General features: G+C 64.5%; 27 protein-coding genes and 1 pseudogene. 6 read left to right on the top strand and 22 right to left on the bottom strand.

Translation table 11 applies throughout. The features are described from left to right. Positions 1 to 59 precede the first annotated feature (59 nt). From uxuA to BJ6T_RS12365, 6 genes are all read right to left on the bottom strand, one after another. Positions 60 to 1250, bottom strand: coding sequence for a mannonate dehydratase (gene uxuA / locus BJ6T_RS12390; RefSeq protein ID WP_014492706.1), 1191 nt, complete (start codon positions 1248 to 1250; stop codon positions 60 to 62). 112 nt (positions 1251 to 1362) lie between these two features. After that, entirely contained in the window at positions 1363 to 2412 is a 1050-nt protein-coding gene (locus BJ6T_RS12385) for an L-idonate 5-dehydrogenase (RefSeq protein ID WP_014492705.1), read from the bottom strand. After that, the gene (locus BJ6T_RS12380) at positions 2409 to 3815 is read right to left on the bottom strand and encodes a TRAP transporter large permease (RefSeq protein ID WP_014492704.1); all 1407 of its coding nucleotides are present in this window, start codon (positions 3813 to 3815) and stop codon (positions 2409 to 2411) included. Before BJ6T_RS12380 ends, BJ6T_RS12385 begins: the two co-directional genes overlap by 4 nt. Before the next feature lie 4 nt (positions 3816 to 3819). Next, complete coding sequence (locus BJ6T_RS12375) at positions 3820 to 4398, bottom strand: TRAP transporter small permease (protein ID WP_014492703.1); 579 nt, start codon at positions 4396 to 4398, stop codon at positions 3820 to 3822. 113 nt (positions 4399 to 4511) lie between these two features. After that, complete coding sequence (locus tag BJ6T_RS12370) at positions 4512 to 5471, bottom strand: sialic acid TRAP transporter substrate-binding protein SiaP (RefSeq protein WP_014492702.1); 960 nt, start codon at positions 5469 to 5471, stop codon at positions 4512 to 4514. A gap of 89 nt (positions 5472 to 5560) precedes the next feature. Further along, positions 5561 to 6370, bottom strand: coding sequence for a FadR/GntR family transcriptional regulator (locus BJ6T_RS12365; RefSeq protein WP_014492701.1), 810 nt, complete (start codon positions 6368 to 6370; stop codon positions 5561 to 5563). Positions 6371 to 6516: 146 nt separating this feature from the next. On the opposite strand from BJ6T_RS12365, the gene BJ6T_RS12360 reads away from it, so the two are divergent. Beyond that, complete coding sequence (locus tag BJ6T_RS12360) at positions 6517 to 8001, top strand: mannitol dehydrogenase family protein (RefSeq protein ID WP_014492700.1); 1485 nt, start codon at positions 6517 to 6519, stop codon at positions 7999 to 8001. A gap of 98 nt (positions 8002 to 8099) precedes the next feature. After that, positions 8100 to 8507: a nuclear transport factor 2 family protein gene (locus tag BJ6T_RS12355; RefSeq protein WP_014492699.1), complete on the top strand. Its 408-nt coding sequence runs from the start codon at positions 8100 to 8102 to the stop codon at positions 8505 to 8507. Positions 8508 to 8531: 24 nt separating this feature from the next. Here the strand turns inward: BJ6T_RS12355 and BJ6T_RS12350 are convergent. After that, positions 8532 to 9286 (bottom strand): annotated as a pseudogene (locus BJ6T_RS12350) (HAD family hydrolase). Positions 9287 to 9429: 143 nt separating this feature from the next. Here BJ6T_RS12350 and BJ6T_RS12345 point away from each other — a divergent pair. Together BJ6T_RS12345 and BJ6T_RS12340 are read left to right on the top strand one after the other, a co-directional pair. Beyond that, positions 9430 to 10278: an NAD-dependent epimerase/dehydratase family protein gene (locus tag BJ6T_RS12345; protein ID WP_014492697.1), complete on the top strand. Its 849-nt coding sequence runs from the start codon at positions 9430 to 9432 to the stop codon at positions 10276 to 10278. 121 nt (positions 10279 to 10399) lie between these two features. Next, entirely contained in the window at positions 10400 to 11668 is a 1269-nt protein-coding gene (locus BJ6T_RS12340) for a serine hydrolase domain-containing protein (protein WP_014492696.1), read from the top strand. Between the two features lie 57 nt (positions 11669 to 11725). On the opposite strand, the gene BJ6T_RS12335 is transcribed toward BJ6T_RS12340, so the two are convergent. Both BJ6T_RS12335 and BJ6T_RS12330 read right to left on the bottom strand, forming a co-directional pair. Beyond that, complete coding sequence (locus tag BJ6T_RS12335; RefSeq protein ID WP_014492695.1) at positions 11726 to 12613, bottom strand: dienelactone hydrolase family protein; 888 nt, start codon at positions 12611 to 12613, stop codon at positions 11726 to 11728. Positions 12614 to 12688: 75 nt separating this feature from the next. Next, complete coding sequence (locus BJ6T_RS12330) at positions 12689 to 14011, bottom strand: MFS transporter (RefSeq protein WP_014492694.1); 1323 nt, start codon at positions 14009 to 14011, stop codon at positions 12689 to 12691. A gap of 474 nt (positions 14012 to 14485) precedes the next feature. Between BJ6T_RS12330 and BJ6T_RS12325 the strand changes: the two genes are divergently transcribed. After that, complete coding sequence (locus BJ6T_RS12325; protein ID WP_014492693.1) at positions 14486 to 15067, top strand: MarR family winged helix-turn-helix transcriptional regulator; 582 nt, start codon at positions 14486 to 14488, stop codon at positions 15065 to 15067. Between the two features lie 14 nt (positions 15068 to 15081). Here the strand turns inward: BJ6T_RS12325 and BJ6T_RS12320 are convergent, their stop codons facing one another. Next, entirely contained in the window at positions 15082 to 16014 is a 933-nt protein-coding gene (locus BJ6T_RS12320; RefSeq protein ID WP_014492692.1) for a hypothetical protein, read from the bottom strand. 817 nt (positions 16015 to 16831) lie between these two features. Here BJ6T_RS12320 and BJ6T_RS12315 point away from each other — a divergent pair. Continuing rightward, positions 16832 to 17602, top strand: coding sequence for a response regulator transcription factor (locus tag BJ6T_RS12315; RefSeq protein WP_014492690.1), 771 nt, complete (start codon positions 16832 to 16834; stop codon positions 17600 to 17602). A 122-nt stretch (positions 17603 to 17724) separates the two neighbouring features. Here the strand turns inward: BJ6T_RS12315 and BJ6T_RS12310 are convergent, their stop codons facing one another. The 12 genes from BJ6T_RS12310 to flgK form a co-directional block, all read right to left on the bottom strand. After that, on the bottom strand, positions 17725 to 18183 hold the full coding sequence (locus BJ6T_RS12310) for a hypothetical protein (RefSeq protein WP_014492689.1): 459 nt from the start codon (positions 18181 to 18183) through the stop codon (positions 17725 to 17727). Beyond that, a complete protein-coding gene (locus tag BJ6T_RS12305) occupies positions 18180 to 18692 on the bottom strand; it encodes a hypothetical protein (protein WP_028170619.1) in 513 nt (170 codons plus the stop codon). Before BJ6T_RS12305 ends, BJ6T_RS12310 begins: the two co-directional genes overlap by 4 nt. Positions 18693 to 18731: 39 nt before the next feature. After that, positions 18732 to 19217, bottom strand: a complete 486-nt coding sequence (locus BJ6T_RS12300) for a rod-binding protein (RefSeq protein ID WP_028170618.1) — start codon at positions 19215 to 19217, stop codon at positions 18732 to 18734. Continuing rightward, on the bottom strand, positions 19214 to 19633 hold the full coding sequence (locus tag BJ6T_RS12295) for a hypothetical protein (RefSeq protein ID WP_028170617.1): 420 nt from the start codon (positions 19631 to 19633) through the stop codon (positions 19214 to 19216). The genes BJ6T_RS12300 and BJ6T_RS12295 overlap by 4 nt, the downstream gene beginning before the upstream one ends. A gap of 5 nt (positions 19634 to 19638) precedes the next feature. After that, on the bottom strand, positions 19639 to 20391 hold the full coding sequence (fliR, locus tag BJ6T_RS12290) for a flagellar biosynthesis protein FliR (RefSeq protein WP_014492685.1): 753 nt from the start codon (positions 20389 to 20391) through the stop codon (positions 19639 to 19641). Next, positions 20388 to 22469: a flagellar biosynthesis protein FlhA gene (gene flhA, locus BJ6T_RS12285; protein WP_014492684.1), complete on the bottom strand. Its 2082-nt coding sequence runs from the start codon at positions 22467 to 22469 to the stop codon at positions 20388 to 20390. Before flhA ends, fliR begins: the two co-directional genes overlap by 4 nt. Before the next feature lie 76 nt (positions 22470 to 22545). Beyond that, complete coding sequence (gene fliQ, locus BJ6T_RS12280) at positions 22546 to 22812, bottom strand: flagellar biosynthesis protein FliQ (protein WP_014492683.1); 267 nt, start codon at positions 22810 to 22812, stop codon at positions 22546 to 22548. Then, complete coding sequence (gene flgD / locus BJ6T_RS12275) at positions 22809 to 23228, bottom strand: flagellar hook assembly protein FlgD (RefSeq protein WP_014492682.1); 420 nt, start codon at positions 23226 to 23228, stop codon at positions 22809 to 22811. Before flgD ends, fliQ begins: the two co-directional genes overlap by 4 nt. A gap of 15 nt (positions 23229 to 23243) precedes the next feature. Next, a complete protein-coding gene (gene flbT, locus BJ6T_RS12270) occupies positions 23244 to 23663 on the bottom strand; it encodes a flagellar biosynthesis repressor FlbT (RefSeq protein WP_028170616.1) in 420 nt (139 codons plus the stop codon). Continuing rightward, entirely contained in the window at positions 23663 to 24007 is a 345-nt protein-coding gene (gene flaF, locus BJ6T_RS12265; protein ID WP_014492680.1) for a flagellar biosynthesis regulator FlaF, read from the bottom strand. Before flaF ends, flbT begins: the two co-directional genes overlap by 1 nt. 55 nt (positions 24008 to 24062) lie before the next feature. Beyond that, positions 24063 to 25109, bottom strand: a complete 1047-nt coding sequence (locus BJ6T_RS12260) for a flagellar hook-associated family protein (protein WP_014492679.1) — start codon at positions 25107 to 25109, stop codon at positions 24063 to 24065. A 3-nt stretch (positions 25110 to 25112) separates the two neighbouring features. Next, positions 25113 to 26588, bottom strand: a complete 1476-nt coding sequence (gene flgK / locus BJ6T_RS12255) for a flagellar hook-associated protein FlgK (RefSeq protein ID WP_014492678.1) — start codon at positions 26586 to 26588, stop codon at positions 25113 to 25115. Between the last annotated feature and the right edge of the window lie 4 nt (positions 26589 to 26592).

The raw sequence follows: 26592 nt of genomic DNA, 5'->3' as shown, positions 1-26592 counted from the left end.
CGATGCTGTCAGCGGCCGCCATCGCGGCGATTCTCTCGCCTGGTGGCGCCGCCGGTCTGCTATCGATGCTCGATCGCCCTGATCGCGCCACGGAGCTCGGCGAGGCCGCGCAGGCGGCCGATCGCGGTGTAGCCGGGATTGGTGCGCTTGGTGGCGGCGAGATCGTCGAGCATACGATGGCCGTGGTCGGGACGGAACACGATTCTCTTGTCGGGCGAGCGCCGTGCGTTCTCCTTCAACAGCGCCTTCAGCACCGCGACCATGTCGACGTCACCGTCGAGATGGTCGGACTCGTAGAAGGACAGGCCGTCAGCCTCGCGCTTGGTCGCGCGCAGATGGGCGAAGGCGATGCGCGGTCCGAAGCGCTCGGCCATCGCAGGCAGATCGTTCCCGGCGCGGACGCCGAGCGAGCCGGTGCACAGGCAGATGCCGTTGGCCTTGGATGGCACGGCATCGAACAGTGCCTGATAGTCGTCGGCGGTCGAGGCAATGCGCGGCAGGCCGAACAGCGGGCGCGGCGGATCATCGGGATGCAGCGTCAGGGAGACGCCGAGTTGCTCGGCGACCGGCGTGACACGGCCCAGGAACTCGGCGAGATGCTGCCGCAGGATCTTTGGCGTGATGTCGCGATAGGTCTCCAGCCGGTCACGGAATTGCGGGATCGTCATCGGCTCGGTGGTCGAGCCCGGCAGCGCGCTGGCGATGACCATGACGAGGTAGTCGATATCGGCCTGGCTCATCTGGTCGAACAGCTTTTTCGCGCGCGCCTGCTGCTCGGGCGAATACTCCTGAACGGCGGCGGGACGCTTCAGGATATGCAGCTCGAACGCGGCAAAGCGGTCCTGGTCGAAGCGCATGGCGCGGGCACCGTTCGGCAGCTCCCATTCCAAGTCCGTGCGGCACCAGTCCACCACGGGCATGAAATTGTAGCAGATGATCTTGATGCCGGCCGCGGCCACCGCTTCGAGACTCGCGATCCACGCCTCGATCGAGGCCGTCGCCTTGGCTCCGAGTCGCTTGACGTCGTCGGGGATCGGAATCGACTCCACCACCGACCAGGTCAGTTGCGAGCGGCCGGGCTGGCCATGCTCGATGAAGTTCTTGCGCTCCTCGACCGCCTTGCGCGTCCAGGCTTCGCCGATCGGCACCTGATGCAGCGCCGAGACGATATCCGTCGCCCCGGCCTGCCTGACGTCATCCAAAGACACCGGATCATCCGGACCGTACCAGCGCCAGCCTTCGAGCATCATCGAAATTCTCCTAAAGCGTTTTCGCGCGAAGCGGATACCGGTTCGCGTAAGGAAAACGCGTCAAAACAAGACTCCAGAGCCCGTTCCGATCCCATCGGAACGGGCTCTAAGATCAGTTCGCGGTCAGCACGACCTTGACGCTCTGCGAGCGGTCGAGCGCCAGCCGCAGTGCGTCCGGCGCGGTCGACAGCGGCCGCTCGGCGGTGACCAGCGACAGCACGTCGACGCTGCCGGCGCCGATCAGCTCCACCGCGGTCATGAACTCGAAGCCGAAGCGGAACGAGCCGCGCAGGTCGATCTCCTTGGCCATCACCGCATTCGACGGCGTCGGAATCTGGCCGCCCGGCAGATTGCCGATCTGCACCACAATGCCGCCGCGCCTGACGATGCCGATCGCGCTGGCAAGGCCCGCGGCGGTGCCCGAGACCTCGAACGCGACGTCATAGGGACGCGATGCGGCCTGTGCCTTCAGTCCTTCCTCGCCGGCCGAGACGTTCTCGACATGCGAAGCGCCGAGCCGGGTCGCGAAAGCGAGCGGCGCCAGCGCGATGTCCGCCACCGTGATGTCGGCCATGCCGGCGCGGTGTGCGGCGAGCATGGTCAAAAGCCCGATCGGGCCGGCACCGAAGATGATGCCGCGCTTGCCCTCGATGTTGCCGGCGCGCGCCACCGCATGCAGGCAGACCGCGAGCGGCTCGGCCAGCGCCGCGGCCTGATAGGAGACGTGGTCGGGGATCTTCACGCACTGCGCGGGGACCGCGTCGAAATAGTTGGCGAAACCGCCCTGCATGTGCGGCGTCTTCGAGGCCGAGCCCATGAAGTAGATGTTCTCGCAGAGGTTCGGCCGGCCCTCGCGGCAGGCGACGCAATGGCCGCACCAGCGCGACGGATTGACGGCGACACGGTCGCCTACCCTGAGGTTAGCTGCGGAACCCGCGATCTCCACGACTTCGCCCGAGATCTCGTGGCCGAGCACGAGCGGCGACTTCACGACGAAATCGCCGGTCCGGGCATGACGGAAATAGTGCATGTCGGAGCCGCAGATGCCGCCGGCGCCGAAACGGATGCGCACCATGCCGGAAGCCAACCTGTCGAGCGGATGCTCGATCATGCGCAGATCTTCGGGGCCGAACAGGGTTGCGGCGAGAGCGGTGGAGGTCATTTGGAGAGTCCCATGTATTTAGGCAGCCAGAGGGTCAGTTCGGGAATGTAGGTGATCGCGATCAGCGCGGCCATCAGCGGCACCAGCCAGGGCAGGATCGCGACCGTCGTGCGCTCGACCGAGAGCTTGGCCACGCGGGCGAGCACGAACAGCACCATGCCGAGCGGCGGATGCAACAGGCCGATCATCAGGTTCAGCGTCATGATCAGGCCGAAATGGATCGGATCGATGCCGAGCTTGAGCACGATCGGCAGCAGGATCGGCACCAGGATGGTGATCGCCGCCGTGGTGTCGATGAAGCAGCCGACGAACAGGATCAGGACGTTGGCGAGCGCCAAAAACACCCATTTGTTGTGGGTGATGCTGAGCATCCAGTCCGAGAGCACTTGGGCTGCCTGCGACACCGTCAGCAGCCAGGCGAAGATCGAGGCTGCGGTGACGATGAACAGCACCGAGGCCGTGGTCTCGATGGTGTCGAAGGTCGCCTTCGCCACCGTCTTCAAGGTCATGGTGCGGTAGCGGACGAGGCCGAGAAACAGCGACCAGATCACGGCTGCGACCGCGGCCTCCGTCGGCGTGAACCAGCCGAGCGTCATGCCGCCGATCAGGATGACCGGCGCCATCAGCGCCATCACCGCCGAGAAGTCGAAGTACCAGTCGATCGCGAGCAGCGTGCCGAGGCCGATGACAACGGCCATGTTGGTGGACATGCCAGCCAGCACCATCAGCCAGATCGCGAGCGGGAAAGCCAGCACGATGGCGATCTCGAGGCCGGCCGAGCCGAGCTGCGGCCAGGAGAACGGCGTGTCGCTGCCCCATTTGTTCTTGTGCGCGAAGTAGGTGACGGTGGCCATCATCAGCAGCGTCATGACGATGCCGGGAATGACGCCGCCCAGGAACAGCGCGCCGATCGAGACGTTCGCCATCATGCCGTAGATCACGAAAGGCAGCGACGGCGGGATGATCGGCCCGAGCGTGGCCGAGGCCGCGGTGACGCCGACGGAGAACTCGGTGGAATAGCCGTGGTCCTTCATCGCCTTGATCTCGATGGTGCCGAGCCCGGCGGCATCCGCGATCGCGGTGCCGGACATGCCGGAGAAGATCACCGAGCCGATGATGTTGACGTGGCCGAGGCCGCCGCGCATCCAGCCGACCAGCGCGACCGCGAATTTGTAGATGCGGCCGGTGACGCCGGCGATGTTCATGAGATTGCCGGCCAGGATGAAGAACGGCACCGCGAGCAGCGGAAAGCTCTCGACGCCGGCGATCATGCGCTGTGCCAGCGTGACGTCAGGCGTCACGCCGCTGACCAGGATGTAGAGCAGCGACGACGCGGCCATGGCAATCGCCACGGGAACGCCGAGCAGCATCAGGATGAGGAAGCCTCCAAGCAACAGCAACATAACTTTACCCCTCAAAACCGTCGTAGGCGCCGGGACGTTCGAGGATCGAATAGCCCTGTCGCAAATGTTGGATGGCCACCTGCACCGAGCGCAGGAACATCAGCACGAAGCCCGCCAGCACGGAGTAGTAGACGTAGTCCTTGGGCAGATTGATCGTGGTCATCGATTCATCGCCGATGATCTGGATGTAGACCCAGACCAGCTTGATGGCGTAGCCGAAGAAGGCGATCCGGATCAGGTCGATCGCCGTGGACAGAGCCCGCGCCACGATGTGCGGCAGATAGCGGTAGATCAGGTCGACCTGGATGTGCCGTGAAAGCCGTACGCACATCGAGGAGCCGATGAAGACCACGCCGATCAGGCAGTAGGTCGCGATCTCCTCGGTCCAGGCATAGCTGTCGTTGAGGACGTAGCGGGTAAAGAACTGGAGGAAGACGGCAAGCGCCATCACCCAGAAGATCACCAGCGCCACCCAGTCCTCGAAAGCGTAGACGCCGAGATCGACCTTCGGCACCGCCTCTTCCTCGAAGGTGTGGGCGATTTCGTCCCCGGTGATCTGCCGGTGCACTTCGACGGTGGACATGGGCGGTACTCCTCAAACGACTTGAACGTCATTCCGGGGCGGCTCGAAGAGCCGAACCCGGAATCTCGAGGTTCCGGGTTCTCGCTTCGCGAGCCCCGGAACGACGACACTGGTTATTTCACCGCCTGGATGCGTTCCCAGTCGGCCTTGCGATAGCCAAAGGTCTCGAACGGAACGTTCTTCAGCACGATGTCGCGGAACTCGTTCTTGTCGACCTCGGTCACGGTCAGACCCTTCTCCTTGAAGAAGGAAACCAGCTTCGCCTCGTTCTGCTTGATCTCCGCGGTCGCTTTCGCAGCCGCCTCCTGGGCGACGTCGGTGAAGATCTTCTTGTCCTCGTCGCTGAGCTTCTTCCAGAGCGCGCCCGCCACCACGGTGTTCAGGTGGTCGACGATGTGGCCGGTCAGCACGATGTGCTTCTGCACTTCGTAGAACTTCTTGGCCTCGATCGTGGTCAGCGGGTTTTCCTGCGCCTCGACGGTGCCGTTCTGAAGCGCGAGATAGACTTCGGCGAACGCGATCGGCGCCGTATTGGCGCCGCAGGCGCGCGGCATGGCGAGGTAGGCCGGAACGTCGGGCACCCGCATCTTCAGGCCCTTGAGGTCGGCGCAGGACTTGATCGGCTTGTTCGACGAGGTCTGGCGCACGCCGTAATAGGTCACCGCGACGATGTGGTGACCGCTCTTGTCCTCATAGCCCTTGGCGAGCTCCTTGAAGATGTCGCTCTTGGTGTAGGCGAGGAGATGGTCGGCGTCGCGGAAGGTGTAGGGATAGTAGGTCACGCCGATCGGCGCGAAGCTCTTGGCCGCGAAGCTCGAGCCGGAGATGATGATGTCGACCGAGCCGAGCGAGAGGCCCTGGTTGATGTCGGCTTCCTTGCCGAGCTGCGACGCCGGATAGACATCGACCGTATAGCGCCCGTTTGTGCGCTTGCCGATCTCCTGCGCGGCCCAGACCGAGGCGGTGTGGAACGGCTCCGAGGTCTCGTAGACATGGGCCCATTTCAGCTTGGTCTGCGCCATGCCGGGATTGGTCGCCGCGAACATCGCCGCGACCGAAGTCGCCAGCACCATCGTCATCTTCTTCAACACTGACTTATCCTCCACTGACTAAAATCTGCTTCTTGTTCGCCCGCCCCAAGACCGGGACGAGCCGCCCAATCTCATCGTCGCCGCATGCTGCCGCTTTTGGCCTGGGTCTTCGCGCGTTTTGGTTTTGCCGGTTTCGCCGGCGTGCGCGCGACCCCGCCTCGCTCCGCGGGCGATCCCGCGGCGGCCTCGGCACCAAAGTTCTGCGCAAAGCGCTCCTGCGAGCGCGCCAAGTGCTTGCGCATGGCCTCGCGCGCGGCGTCCGGATCATGCGACGCGATCGCGTCACGCACGGCGTAATGCTCGTCGAGCGCAGTGCGCCACGTGCCCGGGCTCTCGAAGTAATGCGCAAGCTGCGCGAAATAGGGATTGAGGCGCTGGTCGAACAACTCGCCGACCACGCGCACCAGCACGGCATTGCCGAGACTGCCGGCGATCGCGACGTGGAAGGCACGGTCGTGCACCATCGAGGCCTCGCCGGGATGCTCGACATTCTCCATCGCGACAAGCGACGCATCGATGCGGGCGATATCGTCCTTGGTCGCCACGCGCGCCGCCTGCTCGGCGATCGCGCTTTCCAGGAATTCACGGGCGCGGAGAAGCTCGAACGGACCTTCGATGCCGGCAGCTGGCGGTGTGGGCGCGGCGTCCGCGGGGTCGATCACATAGATGCCTGAGCCGACGCGGATGCGGACGCGGCCCTCGACCTCGAGCGCGATCAGGGCTTCGCGCACCGTCGGCCGCGAGATCCTGAGCTGCTCGGCGAGCTCGCGCTCGGTCGGCAAGCGGCTGCCAACCGCGTACTCGCCGCTGTCGATCAGGCTTCGCAATTGATCGGCGACCTGGCGGTAAAGCCGTCTCGCCTCCACAGCTTCCAGCGGCACACTGGCCTCCCCGAAAGGGTCTCGCCGGGAAGCATCGCGTCCCGGCGGCCCGCCAATTTTGGAAAATTGGTCTTACCAATTGACCGAAGCATTGACCGAGGACGGGTGCCATGTCAAGCAGCGGCCAAACACAGGGAGAGACGACCATGCGCCATAACTCAACGCGTCTTGGCCGCGCCAATCTCGACCGGCTGCCGCCCGCCATCCGCCGCCCGGCCTATGACCGCTCGCGCGTTACGCCCGGCATCGTGCATTTGGGCCTGGGCGCCTTTCATCGCGCGCACCAAGCCGTCGTCATCGACGACTGCCTTGCCGCAGGCAGCTCGTCCTGGGGCATCGTCGGCGCGAGCCTGCGCAGCCCGGACACGCGCGACGCCCTCGCCCCGCAGGATCATCTCTACACTGTCGCCGTACGTGCCGCCGAAGGCACCGAGCACCGCGTCATCGGCGCGCTGCTCGACAGCGTCGTCGCGCGCGAGAAGCCGGCAGCACTGGTCGATCGGATGGCCGATCCCGCCATTCGCATTGTCTCGCTGACAGTCACCGAAAAGGGCTATTGCCACACGCCGCAGACCGGCGATCTCGACGAGCGGCATCCGGATGTCGTGCACGATCTCAACAATCTTGACGCGCCGCGCTCGGCGCCCGGCTTCATCGTCGCTGCACTCGCGCGCCGACGCGCACAGGGGCTAGCGCCCTTCACCGTGCTCTGCTGCGACAACCTCGCCGCCAATGGCCACACCGTGCAGCGGATCGTGACGCAGTTCGCCGCGCTCCGGTCGAAGGACCTCGGCAAGTGGATCGCCGATGCGGCCACCTTCCCGTCGACGATGGTCGACCGCATCGTGCCGGAGACGACGGACGCCGACCGGGATGCGGTCTCGAACGCGCTCGGCATGCGCGACGCCTGGCCTGTGATGACCGAGCCGTTCACGCAATGGGTGGTCGAGGACCGCTTCACGGCGGGGCGGCCCGATTTCGCCGCCGCCGGCGTCGAGCTCGTCACCGACGTCAAGCCGTTCGAGCTGATGAAGCTGCGGCTGCTCAACGCCAGCCATTCGGCGCTGGCCTATCTCGGTTATCTCGCGGGCTACGAGACCATCGCCGACACCATGCTGGATCCGCATTTCGCCCGTCTCGCCGCGCGGGTGATGGAAGAGGCCGCGGTGACGCTGACGATGCCTGTTGGCACCGATCTCGCCGCCTATCGCGCCTCGCTGCTCAAGCGCTTCGCCAATCCGGCGCTGCATCACCGCACCTGGCAGATCGCGATGGACGGCTCGCAAAAGCTTCCGCAGCGCCTGCTCGGCGCGATGCAGGATCGCCTGCGCAAAGACCTGCCGATCGCGACGCATGCGCTCGCGGTGGCCGGCTGGATGCGTTACGTCACCGCACGCGACGAGCAGGGCCGCGCCATCGACGTTCGCGATCCGCTCGCCGCCGAGTTCGCCGCGCTCGCGCGCGAAACGGGTCCCGTCGCCGAGCGGCTCGCGCCCGCACTGCTCGGGGTCGAGAAAGTGTTCGGACCGCTGGGCACCGAACCACGCCTGCGCGAGGCCGTGACCACGGCGCTCGGCCGTCTTTATAAGGACGGTGCGCGGCGGGCGGTGGAGGCACTTGTCTCGGCGTGACCACAAAGCAGGCAATGCTGCACTGCGGTCCAGATCGAACGCAAGGTCGGACGGAAGTCGCGCTTGATTTTTGCCTGCCATTGCCCCACCCGAGAGGCATGGCAAAGGACAATAAGGTCATCGCCGCGAACGCGGCCTTCTACGCCGCCTTTTCAACGGGCGACTTCGACGAAATGGAGCGGATGTGGGCGGATGACGACGCCATTTCCTGCATCCATCCCGGCTGGCCGGCCATTATCGGCCGGGCCACGGTGATCGGCAGCTGGCGCGACATCCTGCAAAATCCGGAGCGGCCGCAGATCGTCTGCGCCGAACCGCAGGCGATCGTCGACGGCGACAGCGCGCGCGTGCTCTGCATCGAGATCGTCGACGGCACCGCTTTGGCCGCTGCCAACCATTTTCGGCGCGTCGGCGACGGCTGGCGGCTGGTGCACCATCAGTCGAGCCCGATCGCGCAGATTGTCGAGCAGGCTGAAGACGATAGAACGAGCCACCGCGTCCACTGACCGCGGCGGGCCGGCCGGCGCTTTCTACTGTGCATGGGGTTGTTTTTCAGTTTTTGTTTTGAGCCCGCGAGTTCCGACAAATCGTCCAGCACGACCTGCGCGGCACTGAAATCATCGTCCCGAAAGAACATGCTTCTGGTGATGAGCACCGGAATGTTCGCCCGCGAGGCCGCGATCAGACCGTTGCGGGAATCCTCGATCGCGACGCAGTCGGCTGCGCCCAGCTTCAGCCGCGCCAGGGTTTCCAGATAGACATCCGGGGCCGGCTTCTTGTGGCGGACATCGTCGCCGGCGACGACCGCATCAAAATCCGCCGCCCAGCGCGTTCCCAGCGCCTGCGACAGCAGCGCATCGATATTGCCGTGCGAGGTGGTGGTCGCGATCGCAAGCCGCTGGCCGCGGGCCTTCGCGGCGGTGAGCAGGTCCGCCACGCCGGGCCTCAAGGGACAGCAGCCGGTTTCGACCAGCTCGGCGTAATGCGCGGTCTTGATGCGGTGAAGGGCTGCGATGTCGGCATCCGGCAATGGCGGCGCGGCCTGCAGCCTCGCGTGAAAGGCGCGCATGCGCTCCTTGCCGCCGGTGACCCGCAGCAACTCCTTGTAGACGGCCCGGTCCCACTGCCAGTCGAGACCGCGGCGAACGAAGGCGTGGTTGAAGGCCTGCCGATGCAGCTCCTCGGTTTCGGCCAGCGTACCGTCGACATCGAAGATCAGCGCGGCGGCGCGCCCGATCAACTCCCCGGCACCGCATGGCACTGCGGCTGGCGCTTCTGCCTGCATGACCGACGCCTCCCTCCTGACAAGCGAGCATCGCCTGCCCCGGCGGCCGAGTAAAATTGCAATATCTTTTGCCGGACCCAAAAATCCCTTATGAGCGAACGGCGCGCAGCGCGCGCGAACGGGAACTCCAGCACGGCAGACGCATGCGGCTCTTCATCCTCGGCCTCGGCTACAGTGCCCGGCACTTCGTCAGCCAATTCGGCGGCGCCTTCTCGCATATCGCCGGCACCGTGCGCGATCCCGGCAAGCGAAACGACCTTGCCGGCATCGAGGTGCACGCCTTTTCCGGCAGCAGTCCGGCCCGCGATGTGGTCGAGCGAGTCCGCGACGCCGATGTCCTCCTCATATCGATCCCGCCCGGCAGCGCGGGCGACCCCGCGGTTACGGCCTTTGGCGACACGCTCGCGGACCGGCGGCGGAAGATCGTCTATCTCTCCACCATCGGCGTCTATGGCGACCACGCAGGCCGCTGGGTGGACGAGAGCACGCCGCCGCAGGCCACCCTCGACCGCACGCGAACGCGCGTTGCGGCGGAGCAAGCCTGGATCGCCGCGGCGCGCGGCGATGTCGCGATCCTGCGGCTTGCGGGCATCTACGGTCCCGGCCGCAACGCGCTGATGACGCTGCGGGCGGGCACGGCCCGGCGCATCATCAAGCCGGGACAGGTCTTCAACCGCATCCACGCCGACGACATCGCGAGCGCGATCATGGCCGCGGTGACGCACAGTGACGGCGGCACCTGGAACGTCTGCGACGACGAGCCGGCGCCGCCGCAGGATGTGATCGCTTATGCGGCGAAACTGATGGACCTTGCGCCACCTCCCGAAGAGCCGTTCGAGACCGCCGAGATGTCGGCGATGGCTCGCAGCTTCTATGCCAGCAGTGCCCGGGTCTCCAACGCGAAACTGAAGCACGAGCTCGGTGTCGCGCTTGCCCATCCAACCTATCGGCATGGCCTGGATGCGCTGTGGCGCGCGGGGCAAGGACGATAGGTTCCGGTCATCTCCGGCGCGTCCCAGACATGCCAGGCCCGCGGTTGACTTCGCTCGCGCGCAGCCGTGATCTAGCCGCTCGGCGAGCCACCGCAGAACGAGCTCGCCTTGGGAGGATGCAATGAACAAGACGATCGCCATGGTCGCGGCGGCGGCTGCCGTCATCACGTTCGGTGCGGCGCGCGCCGCACCACTGCCCGAAGCCAACCCTGATGATGCCGGTTTCTCGAAGCAGGGTCTCGCGCGGCTCGACAGCTTCTTCGCCCGCGAGATCGCCGCCAAGCGCGTCCCCGGCGCCGTCGTCGCGGTGGCACGGGACGGCAAGCTCGTGCACTACAAGGCTTACGGCATGCTCGATCCGGACAAGGGCACTCCGATGCCGGTCGACGCGATCTTCGCGCTGGCCTCGATGACCAAGCCGATGGCGGCGGTCGCGGGCCTGACGCTGATGGAGCAGGGACGGCTACCGCTCCAGGCCAAGCTGTCCGACTACTATCCCGGCTTCGCCGACATGAAGGTCGGCGCGACCGAGGCCAACGGCTCGCTCAACCTCGAACCGCAGGCGTCCGCGATCTTCATCCACGATCTCTACCGGCATACGTCCGGATTGATGTATGGCGGCCGCCCCGACTCATCGAGCCCGGTGGCGCGGCAATACCCCGATGGCGTCGCCCCGGCGGTGGAAGGCGACACTGAGGCCTTCATCGACCGCATCACAAGACTGCCGCTGGCGCATCAACCCTCGACCGAGTTCGAATACGGCTTCTCGATCGACGTGCTCGGCGCCGTCGTCGAGAAGGTCAGCGAGCAGAGGCTCGGCGACTATCTCGCCGCCAATATCTGGCAGCCGCTTGGCATGAAGGACGCGACCTTCCACCCGACCGACGCGCAGCGCCCTCGCCTCGCCCGCCCGTTCGCCAACGATCCGCTGACCGGCAAGCCGCAAGCTATCAAGCTGCTGGACACCCCGACCAAGTTCGATTGCGGCGGCGCCTGCTCGTTCGCGACGATGGGCGATTACATCCGCTTCGGCCAGATGCTGCTCAACGGCGGCGAACTCGACGGCCAGCGCATTCTTTCCCCGAAGACCGTGCATCACATGACGACCAACCACCTCGGTCCCGAGATCAAGAACAATGTGGCGAACATCGAGCCGCATCGCGCCGGCTTCGGCTTTGGTCTTGCGGTCGCGGTCCGGACCAGCGAAGGGCTGTCGTCGGTTCCCGGCAATCCCGGCGAGTTCAGCTGGAACGGCGCCTACGGGACGCAGTTCTTCTGCGATCCCAAGGAGCGTCTCGTCGTGGTGGTGGGAACGGCGGCGCCGGGCGAGCTCAGGAAATACTATCGCGAGCAGGTGCAGGACATCGTCTATGGCGCGATGGTGAAGTGAGACCGCACGCTGGAATAGAAAGGGCGGCCGCTCAGGCCGCCCTTTGCGAAGCTGGCGTCAGCTCAACACGCCGTACTTCTTGAACCAGGCCTGGGCCTGCTTCCAGGCGTCTTCCGCCGCATCCTTGCGATAACTGCCGCGATAGTCGGCATGGAAGCCGTGCGGCGCCTGCGGATAGATCTTGAATTCGGCGATCTTCCTGTCCTGCTCGAGCGTCGCCTTGAACTGCTCGACCTGGGCCGCGGGAATGCCGGCATCGGCGCCGCCATAGAGGCCGAGCACCGGCGCCTTCATCTCGGGGGCGAGCTGAAGCGGACTCTTCGGCCACACCGGATTGGCGGGATCGACCGGCGCGCCGTAGAACGCGACACCAGCCTTGAGGGTGCCACTGTGGGCGGCGTATTCCCAGACATTGCGGCCACCCCGGCAGAAGCCGATAATGCCGAGCTTCGTGGTGTCGCCGCCTTGCGAGCCCGCCCACGCGACCGTCGCATCGAGATCGGACAGCAGCTCGGCGTCCGGCTTGGCATTGACGACCGGCAGCAGATCCTTGATGTCGGTGACCTTGGTGAGATCGACACCCTTGCGGAAGTAATAGTCGGGCGCGACCGCGAATGCGCCGAGCTTGGCGAGGCGCCGTGTCACGTCCTTGATGTATTCGTGCAGGCCGAAAATCTCCATCGCCACGATGATCACCGGCGCCTTGGTGTTGCCAGCCGGGCGTGCGAAATAGGCAGGCATCTCTTCGGAGCCGACCTTGATCCTCGCGTCGCCAGCCTGGAGGCCGCCGGTATCTGTCGTGATGATTTCGGCACGGACCGGACCGGCCGCAAGCGTGTAGCCGGCAGCGACGGCCGCGGTGGCGCTCATGAATCCGCGGCGCGAGACCGGGGCGACTTTCGTCAGCCCGACGACATCGGATGTCATGGTGGTTTCGAAGCTCATCGGTCGATCCTTCCTGATGCTTGGCCCTGATTCCACAGGCGGCGCATTCGCCGATAATTGCCGGCGAAACGCAAATCACCAGCCTGCGAGCAGTCCCCGTTCAGGCCAGGCCCTGATGTTTTTCACCGGCGCCGTTTCGGGCATCAGGCTCATTGCGACAAGTCCGACGATCGCCGCAAGCAGGAGGTACCAGGCCGGTGCCAGCGGATTGCCGGTGACGTGGAGGAGCCAGGTGACCACGACCTGCGCCGTACCTCCGAAGCTCGCGATCGCCACCGCGTAGACGGTCGCGAACACGCCGCCACGGATGTTCTGGGGCAGCGCTTCGGTGAAGGTCGCATAGAACGCGGTGAACGGCAGCGAGCCGATGATCGATAGCACGCCGAAGCCGATCAGGAGCGACAGCGCGCCCGGCGCATGGACGATCCACAGGAAGGTCGGATAGGTGAGCAGGAGGGTTGCGAGCTGCGGCCAGATCATGATCGGCTTGCGGCCGAGACGATCGGCGAGCCATCCGCCGACCAGTGCGCCGACGAACTGAATGCCGTTGCTGACGAGCGACACGGCGAAAGCCAGTGTCGACGACACGTGCAGGGTATTCTGCGCATAGGTCGTCATGTATTGCGTGACATAGGTCGAGATCGTGCCGCTGGCCAGGATCATCAAGGCCAGCGCGATGATGCCGAGGTGACGCCGTGCTTGCGAGAGGTGACCCGTGCGCTCTTTCGCTGCGACACCGGCATCGGCATGCGGAATCGTCTCGGGCAATGTCCGCCGCATCCAGAGCCCGAACGGCAGGCAGACGGCTCCGATCAGAAACGCCACCCGCCAGCCGTAGGAGTCCAGCATCTCCGGCGCCATGGTCGTGCTCAGGATGACGCCGACCAGCGCGCCGGCGGTCGCCGCGATCTCCTGGCTCGCCGGCTGCCATGCCACGACCAGCGCCCGATGCTCGGGCGGGGCAATCTCGAGAAGATAGGCGGTCGTCGGTCCGACCTCGCCGCCGAGGGCGAAGCCCTGCGCCATGCGCGCCGCAATCACGATGATGGGCGCGGCAACGCCGATCATGCGATAGGACGGCGTGAGCGCGATGGTCAGGATCGCAGCTCCCATCAACGCAAAACTCAGCAGCATGGCGGGCCGCCGGCCGATCCGGTCGGAATAGATGCCGAGCACGATCCCGCCGATCGGCCGCGTCACGAAGCCGGCCCCGAAGGTCGCCAGCGACAGCATCAGGCTGCCGTACTCGCTTCCGGTCGGGAAGAAGGTATGGCCGATCTGGATGGCGAAGAAGCTGTAGGTGATGAAGTCGTAGAATTCGAGCATGTTGCCGATGGTGGCCGCGAACGCTGCTCGTTTGACGTTGAACGGCGCCGCTTGCTCAATTCCCAACGACACTTTGACTTCCCTGGATTCGCTCGTTTGCCGGACTTAACCGTCTGGCTGCATTGCGTCGCAACATCCATTAACCGAAAGAGAGGGTTCTCTCCCGGCCAGCCACATCGCCAGGCGTTGCCGGTGATGCGCCCTTTTGCGTATTCGAAACTCCAGGCCGCAACAAATGGGCTCCGCAGTGGCGACTATGACACATCATGTTGCACAGACGTCGCACATCACCGTCAATTCACGTGCAAGCTGTCGTGATTTGACTGAAATTTTCAGAAGAGTTGAGCCGTGCGATTTACTCGAACTTTCTGTGTGACGCTCTAGTTCCACGGCCGGAAGTTCCATCCGCACAACGGATGCAACTTCCCGAGCGCGGTCCCTCCATCCGGCAACGGACGAAGAATCGCCCGAGAACTTCATTCTCGTCCACCCAGATTGCGCTACCAAAGGCTCAATTGAATAAAGCTTGTCCGACCCGGAACTGAAATGATTTTAGCTCGCGAAGCGATTGAATTGTTGGGACAGATGGCCCGCATCCTGTGGTTCGAAGGCACCAAGCATGGCTTGCGCGACCGCGAATGGATGGCCCTGCGCTTTCTCTCCCGCGCCAACCGTTTCTCGCGGACGCCCTCGGCGCTCGCGAGCTATGTCGGCACCACGCGCGGCACAGCCTCTTTCATCATCGGCGAGCTCGAGCGGCTCGGATATCTGGAGCGAAAGCGCTCCGCAACGGACAAGCGATCGGTGACGCTGAGCGTGACGCAGCAGGGCAAGAAGTTCCTGGTGCGCGACCCCATCAGCGTTCTCCTCGAGCCGATCGCCGTCCTCGACGACGAGGCCAAGATCCGCTTTCGCGACACGCTCCGGCACGTGCTCGATCAGGCGGACGCAGCCGAGCAGCGGCACCATACCGACGTCTGCAAGCGATGCATCTTCCTGCGCGAGGATCGTACCGCCACGGACGGCAAGCCCAGCGCCGCCGAGTTCAGCTGCCGCCTGTTTCGCGCGCCGATCGCCGAGGCGGAGATCGATCTGCTATGCACCAGCTTCGAGCATCATCGCCAATAGGAGGCGGCCCTCGATCACGGCGTCGCCTTGCGTGACGAGTAGATGACGCCACCGCTGGACTCCACCACCAGACGGCCGTTCTCGTTCTTGATCTCTTCGATGCGGCCAAGCCCGGGTACCTGCTGGCCAAGCACGGCCTCGATGACGCCGTTCGGACCTTGCAGGATCGCAATCCCCTCATAGGCTTGGCGGACCGACCAGCCCTTGACCACCTTGCGCGGCGCCGACGGAGGAACCGAACCCGTGATCTCGGGCGCGGCAACCGAGGCCATCATCGGCATCGTCTGCGAGGGCGGCTGCGAGGCAACGGCCGCCGGTGCCGGCGCTTGGGCCTGAGCCTGGGCGAGCTTGTCCAGCTTCACCGTCGAGGACGAGCTCACCCGCTCGATACGGTCCAGATTCTCGGCGAACCTGCCGAAGCGATCGTTGGTTGCCTTGCTCGACTGATCGACCGCGGTACGCAGGCCGTCGAGATTTTCGGACACGCCCGACACCTGCTTGCGCAGCAGCGCGACAGTCTCGCGCAGATTCCTGATCTCCGTATTGGCGGCAACGTTGCTTTGGGCCGGCTGCGTGGTGAGATAGGCGATCACGCCGGTGCAGGCGCAGACCACCAGGATCGCAGCCACCGCCAACGTTGCGAGCGGCGCGACCCATGTCGGACGCGGCGGCGGCGGCTTGGCCACGATCACGGCCGGCTTGATCACGGTCGGCGCAGGCTTCGGTATCGCCATCTTGTCGAGGCGCGCCTTGGCGCGAATACGCTTCAGCCCCTCGAGTGCCTCTTTCGCCAGAGTTTCGTCGTTCGCCGCAGCCGACACACGCTTCGCGCTTGCAGCGGGCTTGGCCGTCTGTGCCGTGCTTGTATCGCGCGCATCCGGAGCCGGCTTCGCCGCCGCGGAAGCATCAGCGGTCGCGTTGGGGCGAGCTTGTCCATCGGACAACATGTGAAAATGCTCCGTTCGGTTCGATCTATCGAACGGTGAAGTTATTTGCCGAAGCTTGCCTGAAACGTGCGCAGCGAAAACTTTTCATCGCGCCCGATGCGACGTCGCATGAGTCAAAAGCGTCATGGACGTGGCGAGAGTGCGACTCGAAAGACACACACTCGCCAAGATTTCGCCAAGCTGGAGTCGCCGCGCCATACATGAGTCGAATTGTCGCACGGGGAAACGCCAGCAGGAGAGTCAATCCCGGGTTGAAAACCCCATTGTGCGCATGACCCCCAGCACCGCGCAAAATAGCTGTGATTACGCGGGGATGCGGAACTTTAAAAACGCCACGGCGCAAAACTAGTTCGGTTACTAAATCAACTGATGCGATCGAACATACAAAGAAACAACCAGAAACGAATCAACAGCATCAAACACGCATAGCAACCGCTTTGTTGCGCGCGCTTGATCGGAAATCGGCAATTGTTACGGTCCTACTCAAGTGATTCTCGCCAGTTGGCGAGGAGATCGACACGGTTCAGGTGCGTTCGGACGCAATCGGCAAGTTGGCGCAACTGTTCTAGGTCTGTCTCAATCCGCTCCGCGAGGTGATCCGTAAGACACCCGCCGGGCCTCACGCAGTAAGCGTTCAGTATCGAGTCGAAGTAGCAGGCCTGCACACGCAGGCACTGAATGCGTAGGGCTGCCCGCGAATATCGAAACCATAACAACGGTTCGCGGGATGGAAATATCGTCAAACAGCATGGTTGCCGAGCCGGGCATCACAACAACCATCCGGCCGCAACAAGTGCGAAACAGGGGCGAAAGACTAATGTATATTATCGTTGATGATCGCGAGAGCGTCACGAACAGCTACGTTGGAGGGCTCGTTCGCGAAGGTGTATCGTCGATCGGCTTCTCCTCCGGAGAATTCTGGGACTGGCTGCAATCTGCGAGTGAACCGGATCTGGCGGCGGTCGACGCCTTTCTCCTCGGGGACTGCGATTCCCGCGGAAGCCTGCCGCGGGCGATGCGCAAGCGCTCCTCGGCGCCCATCATCGCCATGAGCGGCCAGAAGATGCTCAAGAACACGCTTGAGCTGTTCGAATCGGGCGTCGACGACGTGGTCCACGTGCCGATTCACCTGCGCGAGATCCTCGCCCGAACGGCCGCAATCGCGCGCCGCCGGGTGGGCGAGCTACCGAGGCCCTGCGAGACCAGGATCCAGGTCTTCTTCAACGGACGTGACCCCGAGATCGCGGGCCACGCTCTCACCCTGCCCCGCCGCGAGCTGCGCATTCTCGAATATATGGTCAGCAACCACGGCAAGTGGATCACCAAGACGCAGATCTTCAACGCGGTCTACGGCATCTTCGAGTCGACCTTCGACGAGAGCGTGATCGAGAGCCACGTCAGCAAGCTGCGCAAGAAACTCCGCGACCGCCTCGGCTTCGACGCGATCGTGGCCCGGCGCTACGTCGGATACCGCCTCAACATCCCTGCCGGCGAGACCATCGACGTGCCGATGCAGGAACTCGACGAGGTCGGCATCCTCCTGAACAGGGCACATGCCGCCCCGGCGGCGTACCCGGCCGGAAACTGACGCGGCAGGGCACCGCCACAAGGACGACAACGGCCTCTGCGGAGTACCCTTCGCAGAGGCCGTTGCACTTTCAGCGGCAGGGATGGCGGAACAGCGGCCTCGCGATGCCGGCGCCGCGACAGCTACGGCTTCTGCTGGAATTCTTCCTTCGAAACGTAGTTGAAGTCCTCGACCAGGACGTCCTGGACGACGTCGGCCTGCATCCGCTCGTTGACGCGCTGCTTGATGGCCGTCGTGAGGATGGAAAGGTCGTAACGGGCGAGCTTCCTGAAATCGAGGCGGTCGTCGGCATAGATCCTGCGGAAGGCCTCGTCGACGACGAACGGCTCCGGCGGGACGTTGAGCTGGTGCATGATCCGCGCCTCAACGGTGTAGACGAAGCGCGCCACGATGTAGCCCTGCACGCTGCCGCCCTCCACCATTGGCACGCTCAGCGCCCGCGTCTTCTGGTATTGGAGGCCGTCGAGATATTCGTCCTTCGCCGGCAGCAGGCTGCCGTTTTCCTTCCAATAGGCCACGGCATAGCTCGTGCCCGCGGTGAGGATGCATACCCAGAGCCCGGCCAGCACGAGTCTGATCATTTTCCGTCCTGTGCTGTGCGGCCGGTATAGGTGCCGTCCGACTCGGCTTCCTTGATCGCCTTGACGATGATGGCGGCGACCTCGCGCACCGCATCGTAATGCATTTCGAGGATGGAACGGTTTCGCTCGAGCTTCTCGCGCAACCGCTGGATCTCCTCGGTGATCTCGACCTCGTTGCCGAGATGCATCCGTGCCCGCATCAAGCGAACGAATTCGAGCATGCTCCGGCTCTTCCGGGCACTGAAGTCGTCGAAATCGATCTTCTTGCCCGTCGAGAGCGCGACCGTCTCCTCTTCGACGATGTTCTCGAGCCGGCGGATCGCGGACAGCAGGCCACGCACCTCGTCCAATCTCGCCGCGTCGGTGCCGTCGTTCACCACGTCACTGCCGAGATTCGGCAGCAGCGCAGGCAAGAACGCATCGCCTTCTGCCGCTTCCAGCGTCATCGCCTCGGCGTCCACGACCGGCTGCTCCACCACCAGGACCGCCGCACCTTCTTGTGCTTGCATAGGAAATTCACCCCTCAACTTCTGTCACCCATTCCCGGATCATGATCCGCTCTTTTCCGTAACGCCGGGCCCCGTCGGTTGCGCAGCGGCGAGTTGCTTGGCAATGCCAATGCCCTTGCCCTTTGCCAGCTGAGCACCAAGCTGCTCCGCCAGCATCGACTTCCAGACGCCGCCGGCCGTGCCCTTGCCGAAGACTTCCTCCGACTCCTTCGGCAGCATCGTCTCGACGAAGGTCTGGAGAATGAACGCCTCGAACTTCCGGTACACCTCGCCGGATGCGGGCGCCTTGATCACCCGCACCGGCGGCCCGTTCACCGCACCCGACTGCTGCGCTTCGGCAGCCTGCGCCGCAGATTGATCGGCAGTCGCCGCCTTGGCCTTGCCGACCTCCGCGTCCATCGTGGCGGCGAAATCGGCGTCCGACGATTTCAGCGCATCGAGCTTCGCGGTCGCCGCCCGCTGCGTCACAGGGTCGGCGGCATCGAGGACATCGAGAACGAGGTCGGGCGTCGCTGTCACGATCATGTCTTGTTCCGGCTGGCTGGCCGTGGCGTCCAGTCGCGCACGGCGGGGCTTATTCCCGTCATCTCTTCGAGCGAGCGCGCCTCCGCGTCGCGAAGCTTGTCTGCAAGCGCGGCCTTCGCGACCTGCTCGAGCTGTTTCACACGGCGGGTCTCCGCGCGGACCTGGTCGAGCTGCTGCGACGCCTGCGCCTGGACCGCGCGCGCACCGGCGCTCGTCCTGTTGAGGCGCCGCGCGATCGATGCGCTCGACGACCCTGCCGGCGGCTTGCCCTCGTTGAGCGTTCCTACCAGCCATTCCTGCTCGTCCTGCAAGCTGCGCTCCTGCTGCCGCAGATGCGCGAGCTGCCATTCGGACAGCCGGAGCTGAAGCTTCACGAGCGAGACCATCCGGACGAGCTTGTCCGCGCGCGACGTCATGACCATCACTCCGCCAGCCACGACGCGACGCCGAGCATGAATTGCGTCAGGAGCTCGTCGCTGGTGAGGTAGAGCAGCAGGAAGCCGCCGAACAGCACGAAGGGCACCGAGATGAAATAGACCGGGATCGCCGGCGTCAGCTTGTTGATCAGGCCGACCGCGAGATTGACGATGACCGAATAGACGATGAAGGGGCTGGTGATCCGCAGCGTCAGCACGAACGCCTCGGACAGGCGGCTGACGAGCTGGTCGAGCGCCATGCTGCCGCCGATCCTGTTGCCGGGCTGCCAGACGTCGTAGGAGTTCATCAGCCCGCGCAACACCTGCCAGTGCTGGTCGGTCATGAAGAACAGCGTGGTGACGGCCGCCATGATCAGCGGCACCAGGGCCGGCGCCGGATCGGTGTCGCCGACCGGCGTTCCCGGGATGTTGCTCAGCCCGATCGCGCTCGCCATCACGGTCGCCATGGTCTGCAGCGCGAGGAAGAACACCCGCCCGCCGAGCCCAATGACGCTGCCGACCACGAGCTCGGAGCAGATCAGGAGCACAAGCGTCAGCGGCGCGGCATTGTCGGTGAGAGGTTTCAGGACCGAGATCAGGATCGGCGTCAGCGCAAACGTCGTGACGAGCGCGACGAACAGGCGGACCTGGGCCGGAACGTTGACGCTGGAATAGCCGGGCACGAGCATCAGGCAGGCGCCGATGCGGCAGAACACGATGAACGTGACCAGCACGCTGTCGGCGAGGCCGCTGATCACGATATGGCCCCCAGCGCCCTGATCTCGGCACTGCGCGCGACCTCGACGTGCGACAGGACCGGCAAGGTTGGGAACACCCGCTCCAGGATCATCCGGACATAGGGGCGGGCTTCCGGGGTGACCGCCAGAACCACGCTGGTGCCGTTCTCGGTGAATTTTCGGATCGCGGCGCTGGCTTCGGTTGCGAACTGCTCGATCAGGCGAGGATCGGCGTCGAATTCGAAGACTTCGCCCTTGGCGTCGCGCTTCAGGCTCTGGTGGAACGCCAGGTCCCAGCGGTTGCCGAGGCGGACGACGTTCAGCACACCGTTGTCGGAAAGGTCGCCGCAGATCTGCTGGGCAAGCCGGGTCCGCACATGCTCCGCGACCTGCTCGGAGCGCCGCACATGGGGCGCGATCTCGGCGATGGCCTCCAGGATCAAATGGAGATTGCGGATCGAGACACGCTCGGCCAGCAGGATCTTCAGGATCGCCAGCAGGCCCGAATAGGAGATCTGCGACGGGCAGAGATCCTCGACCAGGCGCTTGTATTCGGGATCGAGACGGTCGAGCAGCCCGCGCATGTCCTTGTAGGACAGCAACTGCGCGAGATTTGCCCTGATCACTTCGCTCAAGTGCGTGAGCAGCACCGACAGGTTGTCGACCGGCTTGCAGCCCTGACGCTTGACCTCGTCGGTGAACGCCTCCGTCACCCACAGCGCCTTCATGCCGAAGGCGGGTTCGATCACCTCCTCGCCGGGCACGTCGGGCTTGCCGTCCTTGTCGACGAGCACCAGCACCTCGCCGAGCCGCAGCTCGCCATGGGCGATACGCGTGTCGTGGATCCGGATCTGGTATCCCTTGGGATCGATCGACAGGTTGTCGCTGAGCTTGATCTCCGGAATGACGAAGCCGTATTGCTTGGCAAACTTCTTGCGGAGCTTGCTGACCCGGTGCCCAAGCTCGGTGCGCGCGCCCAGCATATGGACCGACAGATGGCCGCCGAGCGACACCTCGATCTCTGCGGTCTTGAGCGATTCCTTGACGGATTCCTTGGCATCGGCGTGGGCCCGCTCGTCGGCCTTGCGCGCCTCCTCTTTCCGCTCCCGCGCCGCCTGCCGCCTCGGCAGCGAATAGCCGACGAAGGCCATGACGCCGCCGAGCAGGAAGAAGGGCGCCATCGGCAGCCCCGGCATCAGGGCGAGCACGAACATCATCAACGCGGCGGCCGACACCGCGCGCGGGTAACCGCTGAGCTGGCGCAGCACGGCCTGCTCCGCCGAGCCCCTGGTGCCGCCCTTCGAGACCAGCAGGCCCGCCGACAGCGACACGATAAGAGCCGGCATCTGCGACACCAGACCGTCGCCGACGGAGAGTTTCGTGTAGACGTCGGCGGCGCGTGCCAGCGTCAGCCCGTGATGCGTCACACCGATGATGATGCCGCCGAAGATGTTGATTGCGGTGATGATCAGGCCGGCGATTGCGTCGCCGCGGACGAATTTCGAAGCACCGTCCATTGCGCCGAAGAACGCGCTCTCCTCTTCGAGCTCGCGGCGCCGGCGCTGGGCCTCCTTGTCGTCAATGAGGCCCGCGGAGAGGTCGGCGTCGATTGCCATCTGCTTGCCCGGGATGGCGTCCAGAGTGAAGCGGGCGCCGACTTCGGCGATACGCGTTGCGCCCTTGGTGATCACGACGAAATTCACCGTCACCAGGATCGCGAAGATGATCAGGCCGATGACGAAGTCGCCGCCCATGACGAACTTCGAGAAGCCGGCAACGACGTGACCCGCGGCTTGTTCGCCCTCCCCGCCCCGCGACAGGATCAGACGGGTGGTCGCGACGTTGAGCGCCAGCCGCAGGATCGTCGCGATCAGCAGCACGGTCGGGAAGGCCGAGAAATCGAGCGGCCGCTGGATCCACAGCGCGACCATCAGGATCAGCGCGGACAGCGCGATCGAGAAGGCGAGGCCGAGGTCGATCAGGATCGGCGGTATGGGCAGGAACAGGATCGTGAGCATGGCCACGATACCGCCCGCGAAAAAGGCGTCGGCCCCAAATCGTCGCGGGGTCGGCAGGCTAGCAGCTAATGTATCGGCCATGGGTCACCGGCAGAGGGTCCGCCCCGCAATCTGCCGTGCAAAGCTTACGCGAGGGTGGTGGCCGGGCTCTCGCGGATCAGAAGCCGTGCTCGATCCGCGAATAGACCATCTCGGTGAAGGTGGAGAGATGGGCGCCGATGAAGGAGCCGGAAACGGCAACGACCAGGAGAATGACGATGATCTTCGGCACGAAGGTCAGCGTCACCTCCTGGACCTGGGTCAGCGCCTGGATCAGCGCAATGGCGGTGCCGACAAGCATCGCGGCGCCGACGGCGGGGCCGGAGGCGACGATGATGGTCCAGATCGCCGCCTGGACGATGTCGAGGGCGTCCCGCTCGTTCATGACTGGCTGATCGTCAGGCCGGGCCCGACCGCGACCTTCGTGCCGTTCTCGAGGGTCGCGATGGAGCCGTCGCTGTTGATGGAGATCGAAACGACCTTGCCGCTGAAGTTCGCGCCGGTCGCGTCGGTGAAGCTGACGGTCTTTCCGATCAGCCCGTTGGCCTGCGACAGCGACTGCGACGACAGCAGCGCATCCAGCTTCGAATTGGTCTGCATGGCCTGCTCGACCGTCGAGAGCTGGGCGAACTGGCTCATGTATTGCGAGGTATCCATCGGATTGGTCGGATCCTGGTTCTTCATCTCGGCAACGAGGAGCTGAAGAAAGGTATTGTAGTCGACGGTGTTGCTCGCCGTGTTCTGCGTGGAATTGGTCGCACTGGACTTGCTGGTGCTGTCGGTCGCGCTGGTGACGTTCATGTAGCCTCTCCGCTGTCAGGCAGCCTGGAATGGAATCTCGGCGGCGGCTCCGGCCAAGCCGGCCAGGATTGCATCCTCCACCGGGAACAGCGCCCGGATCCGCTTGAGCGCCTCGAAATAGCGGGTCGTACCAACCAGATCGTGGATCGCGGCGAGCCCGTCGAGCATCTCGCGGCTCTCGCAAACCGCAAGCAGGGCCGCATGATGCTCCCCGTAGAGCGCAACTGCGGCGCCGATATCCGTCGGGTTCATCAGCATGAGCTGGACGATGAAATAGAGCTGCCGCATCGCCGTAGTGGCGTCGGAAGCCTGCATGACCTGCCCTTCGAGCAGGAACATCACGTCGTTGACGAGCTCGACGGAGACCTTGCGGTCCACGCGCAACACTGCGCCGTTGACGTAGATCCGCTCGCCCGCCCGCAAGGATATTTTCATCAGAGGGCGTCTCGGATCAGGCGGTTGATTTCGATGAGCTGCATCACGTCGTTCGACTTCTCGTCGCGAAGCCGATCGGCTTCCTTGACGACCCACAGGCCGATCGAGATGATGTCGGCGCGCAGCTTTTCCGGGAGTGCGTTCTCCGGATGGGCGAGATCCTCGATGAAGATCGTCCACAGCCGCCGCACGTAGAGCAGGCTCTCGACCAGATCTTCGAAACTGAAGCGCCCGCCCTGGACCCGCTCGAGCCGGTCGATGCCGAGACTGAGCGCCTGCCGCTCGCGGCCCCGCGCCTCATAGCCGCTATCGTCGACAACCGCTTCATAGGCTTCAAACGTCATTAGAACCACTCTGCGCAGGAGACCGAATAACAAGAGAAAGGTTACAAACCCAGACTCAGAGATAGTTGATGAGGCTGATCTGCTGGAGCTGCGACGTCAGCGCTAGCGCCGTCTTGATCTGGGTCTGCAGCGTGTTGACCCGGACCGAGGCCTCCGTCGGGTCGACCGCCTCCAGACCGACGATCTGATTGTTCAGAATGTCCTGCTGCGCCTTGAGCTTTTCGGTGGCCCCGGTGATCCGCTGCTGGACTGTGCCGACGCTGCCGCCGAGGGTAGCGAGGTCCGTGATTGCGTTACCGACGAGGCCGATGGCCTTGTCCACGACGACCTGGAACGTGTCCTGGCTCAGCTTCGCGTTCCCGAGATCCGCCATCATGGTGTAGGCCTCGGCGAGCCTGCGGAAGCCGATCTGGTTGGCGCTAACGGACGTATCGGCGATCTCGGTCGTGGAGATACGGCTTTGCATTGTCTGGTCGGTGGCCGTTGACCAATTGGTGTTCCAGGCCGGGCTCGCGAACTCGGCATCGAAGGTGGTGTCGAGGAAGGTCTGCATTTGGGCCGGGGTAATGGTGCTCACGCTGGCCGAGGATTGCGAGAAGCCGAAGGTCGCAAGGAAATCGGCGTCGACCTGGTTCTTGCTGGCCGAGCCCGCGGTGTAAGCCGTGACCGGTTGGTTCTGCGTGTTGATGCCCGAGAACAGATACGAGCCGTTATAGGAGACGTTCAGCGCGCCGATCAGGTCCTGGAGATTGGAGGACGCAGGCGGCAGGATGATCCGCCCGCCGCCGTCGGTGCTGCGGGCCGCGATCAGGTCCTTGAGGAAAGAGGTTGCGGTCGTGCCGAGCTGGGTGATCCGGTTCTGCGTCGTGTCCAGGCGCCCCGAGACGAGCCCGTTGGTATCGACGAGTTGATCGGCGAAGCTCAGGTCCGCCCGCAGGGTGACGTCGCTTCCCGTCGTGGCACCAAGCTCGAGGCCGACATCGGCGAAGCGGCCGGTGGTGGCCTCCTTCGAGGCCTTGGTCAGCGCGGCCTGATTGTTCGTGATCGAGGACCTCAACGACGAAGACAGCATCAGGGTCGAGATGTAGTTGGCGCTCATCATGACTTAATTCCCCACGGCGGCCAGCAGGCTCTGCAACATTTGGTCGACGGTCGAGATGATCTTCGACGACGCCGAATAGGTGCGTTCGACCTGAAGCATCAAGGACATCTCGTCGTCCATGTTGACGCCGCTGACATTCGACAGCGCCGCGGTGCTGCGGTCGAGCAGCGTGTTCTGATAGGTGGCGTTGTCGTCCGCGGCCTTGCGCTGGTTTTCGATCCAGCTCGTCGACGACGCCGCGAAGTCGATCAAGCTGCCGGTCGGCTTGCCTTGCGTGGTTGGATCGAACGGCTGCGACGCATCCATGTTGCCGATGAGCTGCTGCAGCCTGGTCGAGTAGCCGGCATTGCCGGTGGTGTTGTATCTGTAGGCGACGTTGCCGCTGATCGCGCCATCACGCAGCAGGTTCGGATTGCCGCCCTGGGCCGGGTCGACCGACGCGGCAACGCTGATCGAGCCGGCGAGGCCGACCGAGACGGTCGCGCTTGCGGGCATCGCGGGTGAGCCGGGATAGGTGAAGAGGCCCGGCCGGTCGGGCAGCGCAGCGCCGGACTGGTCGACCTCCTTGAAGGCCTCGACCAGGCCGCGTGCGACCTCGTCGAGCTGGCTCTGATACGTGACCGTGGCGTTGTCGCGCAACTGGGCGAGGCCAGCGAGCTTGCCGGTCTTGATCGGCATCACGGAATTGGCGCCGGTGACCGGGACACCGTCGATATAGACGGCATTGCCGGTGGTCCCTGGCGTATAGATGTTGGTCGCAGCGAAGCTGACCGAGCGCGCCGTCTTGTCGAACAGCACGACGCCGCTGTCGGTGTAGAGCGCCGCGTCGCCGTTGGCGCGCAGCGTCATCGAGACGCCGACCTCCTGCGACATCTTCGAGACGATGTTGTCGCGCTGGTCGAGATAGTCGGTGACGTCGTCACCGGCGATCGTCCCCTTCACGATCGCGGTGTTGACCTTATCGAACTGGGTCAGGAGCTGATTGATATTGGCGACCGAAGTCGCCATATCGGCATCCGCTCCCTCACGTACCGACTGCACGGTCTTGGTGGCCTGGTTGAGCGAGGTCGCCATGTCCTTGGCGGACGTGACCGCCGCCTGCGCCAGCGTGGTGTTGTCCGGAGCGTTGGCATATTGCTGGAGCGCCTGCTTCAGCTTGTTGAGCTGGGCAGCCGGCGACTGCCCAAGTTCGGGATCGTCCACAGTCGAGGCCGATATCTTCTGAAGACCGTCCAGGATCGCATTCTGCTTGGCGGACCCAGATGTCGCGATCAGGACGTTATTATAGAGACCCGAGCTGGCGGCGCGCTGGATCGCCGCCACATAGACGCCGGCCCCGGGGAGATTGTCCAGCACGGCGATCTTGCGCGAATAGCCGGTGGCGGTGGCACCGGCTATGTTGCGCGAGATCGTCGAAGACTGGATGCCCGACGCCATGAGCGACGCACGAGCGGAGTCGAGAGCGGCGGTAAGGGACATGATT

The sequence above is a fragment of the Bradyrhizobium japonicum USDA 6 genome (assembly GCF_000284375.1).
Lineage (GTDB): Bacteria > Pseudomonadota > Alphaproteobacteria > Rhizobiales > Xanthobacteraceae > Bradyrhizobium > Bradyrhizobium japonicum.
This window is presented reverse-complemented; position numbering and strand designations above follow the sequence as displayed.